The organism is Capnocytophaga canis, from assembly GCF_000827555.1.
GTDB lineage: Bacteria > Bacteroidota > Bacteroidia > Flavobacteriales > Flavobacteriaceae > Capnocytophaga > Capnocytophaga canis.
Map to the genome: position 1 here is coordinate 25,789 of NZ_CDOI01000068.1, position 9,123 is coordinate 34,911.

7 protein-coding genes and 1 pseudogene are annotated in these 9,123 nt (G+C 35.1%); 3 read left to right on the plus strand and 5 right to left on the minus strand.

Annotation, left to right across the window (positions count from 1 at the left end; translation table 11 throughout):
- Positions 1 to 18 precede the first annotated feature (18 nt).
- Positions 19 to 711, minus strand: a complete 693-nt coding sequence (locus tag CCAND38_RS02270) for a ComF family protein (protein ID WP_042007511.1) — start codon at positions 709 to 711, stop codon at positions 19 to 21.
- A 101-nt stretch (positions 712 to 812) separates the two neighbouring features.
- On the opposite strand from CCAND38_RS02270, the gene CCAND38_RS02275 reads away from it, so the two are divergent.
- Together CCAND38_RS02275 and CCAND38_RS02280 are read left to right on the plus strand one after the other, a co-directional pair.
- Entirely contained in the window at positions 813 to 2,360 is a 1,548-nt protein-coding gene (locus tag CCAND38_RS02275; RefSeq protein ID WP_042343524.1) for a glycine--tRNA ligase, read from the plus strand.
- Positions 2,361 to 2,470: 110 nt separating this feature from the next.
- On the plus strand, positions 2,471 to 3,670 hold the full coding sequence (locus CCAND38_RS02280; protein ID WP_042343527.1) for an aspartate aminotransferase family protein: 1,200 nt from the start codon (positions 2,471 to 2,473) through the stop codon (positions 3,668 to 3,670).
- Positions 3,671 to 3,870: 200 nt separating this feature from the next.
- Here the strand turns inward: CCAND38_RS02280 and tsaD are convergent, their stop codons facing one another.
- The 4 genes from tsaD to CCAND38_RS02300 form a co-directional block, all read right to left on the minus strand.
- Entirely contained in the window at positions 3,871 to 4,896 is a 1,026-nt protein-coding gene (gene tsaD / locus CCAND38_RS02285; RefSeq protein ID WP_042343528.1) for a tRNA (adenosine(37)-N6)-threonylcarbamoyltransferase complex transferase subunit TsaD, read from the minus strand.
- Positions 4,897 to 5,010: 114 nt separating this feature from the next.
- Positions 5,011 to 5,364 carry a heavy-metal-associated domain-containing protein gene (locus CCAND38_RS02290; protein WP_042007504.1) on the minus strand — a complete coding sequence of 118 codons (354 nt, stop codon included), beginning with the start codon at positions 5,362 to 5,364 and terminating at the stop codon, positions 5,011 to 5,013.
- Between the two features lie 19 nt (positions 5,365 to 5,383).
- Positions 5,384 to 7,645 (minus strand): TonB-dependent receptor, encoded by a 2,262-nt coding sequence (locus CCAND38_RS02295; RefSeq protein ID WP_042343534.1) that lies wholly within the window; start codon positions 7,643 to 7,645, stop codon positions 5,384 to 5,386.
- 126 nt (positions 7,646 to 7,771) lie between these two features.
- Entirely contained in the window at positions 7,772 to 8,215 is a 444-nt protein-coding gene (locus CCAND38_RS02300; RefSeq protein ID WP_042343529.1) for an HYC_CC_PP family protein, read from the minus strand.
- 177 nt (positions 8,216 to 8,392) lie between these two features.
- On the opposite strand from CCAND38_RS02300, the pseudogene CCAND38_RS02305 reads away from it, so the two are divergent.
- A pseudogene (locus CCAND38_RS02305) lies at positions 8,393 to 9,123 on the plus strand (DUF4372 domain-containing protein); the annotation flags it as partial.

The following is a 9,123-nucleotide window of genomic DNA, read 5'->3' on the forward strand; positions in this document are numbered from 1 at the left end:
TAGGTTTATTTTTTTTATTCAGTGCCCAAGCAGAGAGTATGCCATTGAGGCAATTCCTATATTAACATTTTTAGCCTTGACCAATTGGGTGTAACAACTTTCGATAGTAGCCCCCGTAGTGATTAAATCATCGACTAATAAAATTTTGCAATTTTCAATTTTTTCAGTATTTTGTACTGAGAAAATGTTTTCACTATCCTTGAAACGACTCCATAAGTCTTTTTTTGTTTGCGTAGTGTTGGCTTTCACTTTTATAAGTACATCATCTACGTAGTTAGCCCTCAAAATTTGAGCCAACTTTTGTCCAAAAAGAGCCACTTGATTGTATCCTCGCATTTTTAACTTTTTTTTATGCAACGGAACGGGTATAACTACATCAATTTCTTGAAAATGAGGAACGTTTTTTATTTTTTCACCTAACCATTCGCCTAACCACCCACCAATAGATTCCTTTTTTTGGTATTTTAATTGGTGAATCAAATGCTGAACCACACTGTCCTTATGGAAATAAAACAAAGAGGTAGCTCCAAACAACTCACATTGACCGTAAAACCGTTCCAACAATCTATTGTCTTTGTGCAAATGTAATTGTGTTTCAATGAGTTTTCCTCTACAATAAATACACAGAAATGTCTCCTCATGTCCTAAAACCTGACCACATCCTGAGCAGTATTCAGGAAATATCACAGATAGTAAACCTGAAAAAGACATATTTTGTTATTTTATCTACGGCAAATATAATAATTTTTGAAATATATTTACTAAGTTTGCAGTTAAAATATATTTTTTATCACCATAATATATTAGGACAAATGGCAAATCAAGAAGAATTATTTAAACAAGTTATTTCACACGCCAAGGAATACGGCTATATTTTTCAATCAAGTGAGATATATGATGGACTCAGTGCAGTATATGATTACGCTCAAAATGGAGTGGAATTAAAGAAAAACATACGGGAGTATTGGTGGAAAGCAATGGTGCAAATGCACGAAAACATAGTAGGAATTGATGCAGCAATTTTTATGCATCCAACCACTTGGAAAGCCTCAGGACACGTTGATGCATTTAACGATCCTCTTATCGATAACAAAGATTCTAAAAAACGTTACCGCGCTGATGTGTTGGTCGAAGATTATGTAGCAAAAATTGAAGATAAAATAGAAAAAGAAGTAGCCAAGGCAGCAAAGCGTTTTGGAGAATCTTTTGATAAACAGCAATTTGTGACTACTAATGCTCGAGTTATTGAATATAAAGAAAAGGCGGATAGTATTCTGAAGCGTTTGGCAAAATCACTTGAAAATGAAGACTTAGCCGATGTAAAAGCTTTGATAGAAGAATTGGAAATCGTGTGTCCTATTTCGGGAAGCAAAAATTGGACAGAAGTGAAGCAATTCAACCTGATGTTTGGAACAAAATTAGGTGCTACCACGGACACTGCAATGGATCTATATCTGCGTCCTGAAACAGCACAGGGAATTTTTGTAAACTTTTCTAATGTGCAAAAAACAGGGCGTATGAAAATTCCTTTTGGAATCGCTCAAACAGGTAAAGCGTTTAGAAATGAGATAGTTGCACGGCAATTTATCTTCCGTATGCGAGAGTTTGAACAAATGGAAATGCAGTTTTTTATCAAACCAGGAACGCAACAACAATGGTATGACTATTGGAAAGAGACGCGTTTAAATTGGCACTTATCATTAGGTTTAGGGGAAGAAAATTACCGTTTTCACGATCATGAAAAATTGGCTCATTATGCCGATGCGGCTTGCGATATTGAATTCAAGTTTCCGTTCGGATTCAAAGAATTAGAAGGTATTCACTCGCGTACTGATTTTGATTTAAGTAATCACGAAAAATATTCAGGTAAAAAATTACAATATTTCGATCCAGAGGAAAATAAGAGTTACGTGCCTTATGTATTAGAAACGTCCGTGGGACTTGATCGTTTGTTCTTAGCGGTGTTTTCAAATGCCTTGCAGGAAGAAACTTTGGAAGGAGGCGAAACCAGAACCGTTTTACGTTTGCCTTTTGTATTAGCTCCTACCAAAGTAGCTATTTTGCCTTTGTTGAAAAAAGACGGACTACCTGAAATTGCCCGTGAAATTTTTGATGATTTGAAATATGATTTCAACGTAGCCTACGACGAGAAGGATGCCGTAGGTCGTCGTTACCGCCGTCAAGATGCCGTAGGGACTCCTTTCTGTGTAACGGTTGATCATCAAACTAAAGAGGATAATACAGTTACTCTACGCCATAGGGATACAATGGAACAGACACGTGTAGATATTAGCGACTTACGCAATATCATATTTAAAGAAGTAGATATGAACCAATGGTTGCGTAAAACACAGAAGTAATCTATTGGTATTCATTTATTTGATTTTTTGTAATTAATAAATTAATTCAGAGGATTGGGAGGTAAAGAAAGTTTTTCTCCCAATCTTTTCGTGCGTTGATAAGAATTTTTATGTCAAACCTATCCCAAAAAGAAGATTTTTTAAAATATCAAGCTCCTACATCGCCCTATCCGATGTTGTTGGAGGTTTCACATGCCAAGGGAAACTATATTTTCACCACCGACGGTAAAAAATATTTAGATTTTGTAGCAGGGGTTTCGGCTTGTACTTTAGGACATTGCCATCCAAAGGTAGTGGAAGCAATTCAAAAACAGTGCGAAACCTATATGCATGTGATGGTTTATGGTGAATATGTTCAAAAACCAGCTGTAGATTTTTGTAAATTGTTAGCAGAGCATCTGCCTGAAAATTTGAATACTACTTATTTAGTAAATTCTGGAACGGAAGCCATCGAAGGCTCTGTGAAACTTGCCAAACGAGCCACGGGACGTACCCAACTTATAGCAGCTAAAAATGCCTATCATGGAAATACCCAAGGTTCCATGAGTTTGATGGGGTACGAAGAGCGTAAGCAACCTTTTCGTCCATTATTGCCTGATGTGGATTTTATTGAATTTAATAATGAATCTGATATTCAGAAAATTACTCACCGTACAGCAGGAGTTGTTTTAGAAAGTATTCAAGGAGGAGCGGGATTCATAGAACCGCAAAATGACTATTTAGTAAAAGTTAAAAGACGCTGTGAAGAGGTAGGAGCATTGCTTATTATTGATGAAATTCAGCCAGGTTTTGGGCGTACAGGGACGTTGTTTGGATTCCAAAACTACGGTTTCGTACCTGATATCATCGCCATCGGTAAGGGAATGGCGAGTGGATTGCCTGTCGGAGCGTTTGTAGCGTCCAACGAGTTGATGAAGTTGTTATCCCACAGCCCAAAATTGGGACATATTACTACCTTTGGAGGAAATCCCGTCATAGCTGCTGCTTCCTTAGCTACCTTAAAAGAGTTGCTGACTACCGATCTTATGGCACAAACTGTAGAGAAAGAAAAACTATTTCGGAAATATTTACAACACCCATTGATTGAAAGTGTTAACGGGCGAGGATTGATGTTAGCAATAATCTTGCAATCGGCTGAAATTGCTGATTTTGTAGTTAACTATTGTCAAGATAAAGGACTGATAGTCTATTGGTTACTTTTTGAGCGAAGAGCCGTTCGTCTGTCGCCTCCATTGACATTGACTGAAGCAGAAATCGAAATTGGTTGTGAGATTATTATCGAAGCACTAAATGCTTATAGATGTAGATAAGGAACTCTTTTCTAATAACAATCACTGAATTGGAAAATGTATTCTAATTGTTGCCAAAGTTATGATTCTTAAGAATCATAACTTTGGCGAAATTGTTTATAAATCTTTTCAATGAATAAAGATAATATTCCTAATAAAAAGTAGGCGTCACACCTCTTTTTAGTCAACCTCAATCACAATTTGGTTGAATATTTTGAGAATCAATGCTCATTCCCAAGTTCCCAGCGGGATTTTGCTGTAACTTCTTGGCTTGTAAATAGTTTTTCTCTATACTTATGGTATCCAACAATGCCAATCATAGCAGCGTTATCTGTACAGTATTCAAACTTTGGAATGTAGGTTTCCCAACCGTATTTTTCTCCCAAAGATTGTAATGTTTCGCGGATACCAGAATTGGCAGACACGCCGCCACCGATGGCAATCTGTTTTATATTAGTCTGTTTTACTGCTTTTTTTAGCTTGGACATTAGTATGTCGATAATGGTATGTTGTACCGAAGCACAGATGTCGGGCATGTTTTCCTTAATAAAATTGGGGTTTTCCTTTGTCTGTTTCTGGACGAAATATAATACAGCTGTCTTTAATCCTGAAAAACTGAAATTCAATTCATTTGTTTGAGGTTTTGGAAAAGAAAAGGCTTTCGGATTTCCTTCTTTTGCATATTTATCAATAAGAGGTCCTCCAGGGTAGGGGAGACCTAAAATTTTAGCAGTTTTATCAAAAGCCTCTCCTACAGCATCATCTAAAGTTTCACCCAAGACTTCCATAGAAAAAAAACTATCAACTCGGACTATTTGCGTATGTCCACCACTGATAGTCATCGCTAGAAAAGGAAATTCAGGTCTTTTAGTTCCCTCATCAATGAAATGAGCTAAAATATGAGCTTGCATATGGTTCACCTCAATAAGAGGAATGTTGAGCCCCATTGAAAGGGATTTAGCAAAAGAAGTGCCGACTAATAGTGATCCCATTAGTCCTGGCCCTCGTGTGAATGCAATTGCTGATAGTTCGTTTTGTGATATTCTGGCTTCTTTTAACGCACGGTCTACTACAGGTACGATATTCTGCAAATGTGCCCGAGAAGCTAATTCGGGAACTACACCGCCATACTTTCGGTGAACATCTTGATTAGCAACAACATTTGAGAGTACACAATCATTTTTTAGAACTGCTGCAGAGGTATCATCACACGAAGATTCGATAGCTAAAATATATGTATTGGTCATTTCTCTGATGATTTTATCAATGATAAAAAAGGTACTCGGGAATTGATTCTATATTTTTGGTTACTTCAAACCCCGAGACTTTTAAATTTTTATTATATGGAACTTTTTACTGAATTATTCAGGTAATCGTTCGTATAAGCAACAATGATGTAGTTTTTCATACGTTTTTTCATCAGCTTTGATTTTACCCGCATCATGCCCTATTTTAGCAATCGCTTTTTGTACATCTTCCACCGAACATTTACGCTCATCAATAACTATTTTCATGTTCCCGCTATCTACATTCCAATCTGCACTTTTCACCCCCTTAACCGAATAAGCAGCTTTTTCAATACGTTTTTTACACATTTGGCAATTCCCACCCACAGGGAATTCTGCTTTTTTGTTCTTGTTGATTTCTTTCGTTTCTTGTGCGTTTACTAAAGTTAAGCAGAGTAAACTTGTGATTAAAAATAAAATATTTCTCATAAATGGGTATAAATTTAAATTAGTGTTTAAAATTTCTGATTTTTAGGCGTAAACCTCCATAAATCATTCTGCCAAATGCAGGAGCATACAGCATTGTAGCATCAAAAAATGAGCCAAAAGGATCGTTAGCAGCTAAAATTCCGTTATCTTGTTTATAATTACCTATGTTTTCGCCTCCAAGATATATTTCGAAGTTATGTGAAAAAACTTTGGTTATTTGAGCATTAAAAATTCCGAAAGAAGGAGCGTAATCTTCTAACCTATAAGGGATTGGGTTTTGTTTTGTAGAAGGAAGTCGTTGTGTTCCCACCCAATTGTAGGTGAAGTCAAACTTCCATTTACGATGATTTTTTTCATGATTTTCTTCGGTCTCATATCCAATATTCACAAAGAAACGATGTTTTGGAGTTAGCGGTTTTTCCATTTGATTTTTAATGTATTGTGTTTTAACATCGTAATATTTGTACGCACTTTTAACATCTAATCCTTGTATTGGAGAAAGACTAAATTCCGCTTGAAATGAATTGGCGAAACTTTTCCCTTCTAAATCATAAAACCAAGCTTGCTGAGGAGAATTATCTAAATCGATAACTACTTGATTTTCAAAAGAAGTGCCGTACCAATCAATTACGAATTCCGCTTTGCGGTTTAATATATGGAAAGATTGAAGAAAGCTAATTCCGTAGTTCCAAGCGATTTCAGGGTTCAAACCGTATATTTTATCATTTTTTTGAATGATATTGAAATCTCTGTTTGATATGAAAAGATGTTGATTTTCAGCGAAAATATTAGCCATTCGTTTTCCTCTTCCTGCCGAAATTCGCAAAGTTGATTCATTCCAAGGGATATATCGTAAATGGAATCGAGGTGTGATAAAATTTCCTAAATGGTTATGACTATCGGCACGAATTCCAGCTACCAAACTCAAATTATCCAAATTGTCGTACGTATATTCAAAAAAAACACCTATTGATTTATCAATTCGAGAGTAATTTGCTTCAAAATTTGAGTCAATCCATTCGTAAAAATCATCGTAAACAATATTGAAACCAGTAGCAAATTTGTTTTTCGTATTGCTGATGATCGAATTGTATAATAAATTTGAATACCAACTTTTTTGATGTATATCATATTGATTCATACCAAAATACGAGTTTTGACGATGGGATAAGAACGCATTTTGGAATCCGAAACTTTTGTACGAAGCATCAGGGAAAACGTATCCTATTTTATTTGAAACACTTAGCTTTTCGGAATCAATTTCGCTTCCCCAATTTTTTTTAGATTTTTTTTCTTTTGAAGGGTCAAAGTTTAGTTGCCCAGCTTGACGCTCATCCTTCATATAGTTCAGATTTAAGAAACTTACCCAACCGTTCTCATTATCAGTATATTGCCATCTATTTAATACATTGATTTGATTGCCTATTGGCATATCAAGAAAACCATCATGATTATGGTCATTTTTTTGGCGGGTTATATTTCCATGAGTTAAGATAGAGGTACTTAATTTAGGGGAAATTTTATGATTCAAATGAGCATTAATTTCGAATCGACTGTCCTGTGAGCCGTATAAATTCAAAAAGAAAGGAATATCAGTTGCAGGTTTCAAAAATTCGTAATTAATTTGTCCTGAGATGCTTTCATATCCATTGATAACACTTCCTGCTCCTTTGGTAATTTGAATACTTTCAATCCAAGTACCAGGAACGAACGACATTCCATAGGCTTGTAGAGCCCCCCTAAGCGTTGGTATGTTTTCTTCTGCCATTAAGATATAAGGACTTGTAAGTCCAAGCATTTTAATTTGTTTATTTCCTGTTACGGCATCTGAAAAATTTACGTCAATAGAAGGGTTTGTAGAAAAACTTTCTGAAAGGTTACAACAAGCAGCTTTTAAAAGTTCACCACTACTCATTGTTTGTAAATTAGCAATTTGATATTTAGCACGAATAGTGGTGGCTCTTTTATGAGTCACAACCACTTCGTCTAGATTGTTTTCAGCTTTTAATATAACCTCTAAAGGGGTTGATGAAGTTATGGTTAATCGTTCTGTTTCAAATCCTATGTAACTAATGATTAATACATTCGTTTTTTCAGTTCGTTTTATTGTAAATCCACCTTCATCATTAGTAGAAACACCTATGGAAGTTCCTTCCCAATAAACATTTACCCCTGTCATAGGCTGTTTTTCTTGGTCAAAAACGTTTCCTTTTACATACTCTTGGGAAAAAATGCCAATAGGCAAAATGCCTAAAAGCATAAATATATATTTTTTCATTATTATTTTGTATTTTATGTATTTTTTACTTTTTAAATTATAATCAAATGTACACGAAGTCATAAAAAGCATATTATCAATGAGATAAAATGTTTTATGAATTTGACGCAATCATACTAAAAAGTAAATTTATGCATAAAATACGAGCTGACAATATAGCTTATAAAGAGGAGGAGCATTCGAATCTACATAAAATGAAGGAATGCTTTTTTTTGTTTTTTTGGTTATTATAAATGGAGGTTGAGCGACTGATATTTGTGTTAAAACACATGGATACAAATGCCACTCAAAAGATTTTGTGGTAATTTTTCCGTTGTCATAATCCGATGACTCGAAAAAATCGCCATCACAACATTCGTCGTGAAGATCTTCACTTGATGAAAGATTATCATCATAGATAATACAGCAATCTTTTGATAAAGAAGAACATATGTCCTCATTATCTGTTGCGTATATATATTTGAAAGAAATGTGGGTCAGCTGTTCTTGACAAAAATGCAAATCAAAACCCCATCCTGAATTTGAAAATAGGATGAAAATAGTTAATAATATGCTTGTTATTCTGCGAACCATAGCGAATGCAAAGCTAATGATTTTTTTTGAAATAAGGTAAAATAAAACTGTTTTTTTGTTGCTTAGATTCAATTCCCAAAGAAATCTTGTATTTTTTAGCACAACTATTCGAAACTTTTAAAATAAAAGTTGCCTGAGAATGTCGTATATTTGAAAAATCCCCATTTTTTTTCAATTATGGCACTCCTCAGGCGAGGCAAAAATACAAATAAACCCGTAATCAGACAAATTTTAGATCTCATTCCTACGCATATTTTAAGAGCCGAAATCGCTAAACATCAGTCCGATAAGGGAAAGTCTACCTATAAAACTCGCGATCAATTGGAGGCACTAACTTTCGGACAGCTGAATAAATGCTATACGTTATCCGACATAAGTTGCGGATTATCAGTTAGTAGCACCTTCCTAAGCGATCTCCAACTCAAACAAAGTCCCGCAAAATCAACAATGAGTGATGGAAACAAAGTAAGACATTATGGAGAATTTAAAGATTTGTATTCCAGTCTTTTAAAGTATTACAAACACTCTTTAAAAGCCAAACATCAAAGTCATATCATCGATGAAATCCAAAACCACAAAATAAAAATCATTGACAGTACTACCATTAGCCTGTGTTTAAGTCTTTTCAACTGGGCAAAATTTATTCACAAAATTTTATTTGTTTCAAAGGTGTTCATGATACGCTTCGCTTGATTCGGACAGCTAAAGGCGGACTCAAAATTCACACCGTTTGGGACGATCAACTTGGATTGCCTGATGAAAAAGACCACGACATCCTCAAAGATGAAATCATCGTTTTGACTTCAAACAAGGCTATGAAGTAAAATTTACAGATAAAAACTTTTCTTGGCACGAGTGAAAATGCGGTGAAATCACAGATTTATGTAGCTTTGATTTGCTATCTTCTG

What these genes read in the sequence shown, in the direction of transcription:
- CCAND38_RS02270 (WP_042007511.1), bottom strand. Translation starts at nt 711, where the DNA reads ATGTCTTTTTCAGGTTTACTATCTGTGATATTTCCTGAATACTGCTCA.
- CCAND38_RS02275 (WP_042343524.1), top strand. Translation starts at nt 813, where the DNA reads ATGGCAAATCAAGAAGAATTATTTAAACAAGTTATTTCACACGCCAAG.
- CCAND38_RS02280 (WP_042343527.1), top strand. Translation starts at nt 2,471, where the DNA reads ATGTCAAACCTATCCCAAAAAGAAGATTTTTTAAAATATCAAGCTCCT.
- tsaD (WP_042343528.1), bottom strand. Translation starts at nt 4,896, where the DNA reads ATGACCAATACATATATTTTAGCTATCGAATCTTCGTGTGATGATACC.
- CCAND38_RS02290 (WP_042007504.1), bottom strand. Translation starts at nt 5,364, where the DNA reads ATGAGAAATATTTTATTTTTAATCACAAGTTTACTCTGCTTAACTTTA.
- CCAND38_RS02300 (WP_042343529.1), bottom strand. Translation starts at nt 8,215, where the DNA reads ATGGTTCGCAGAATAACAAGCATATTATTAACTATTTTCATCCTATTT.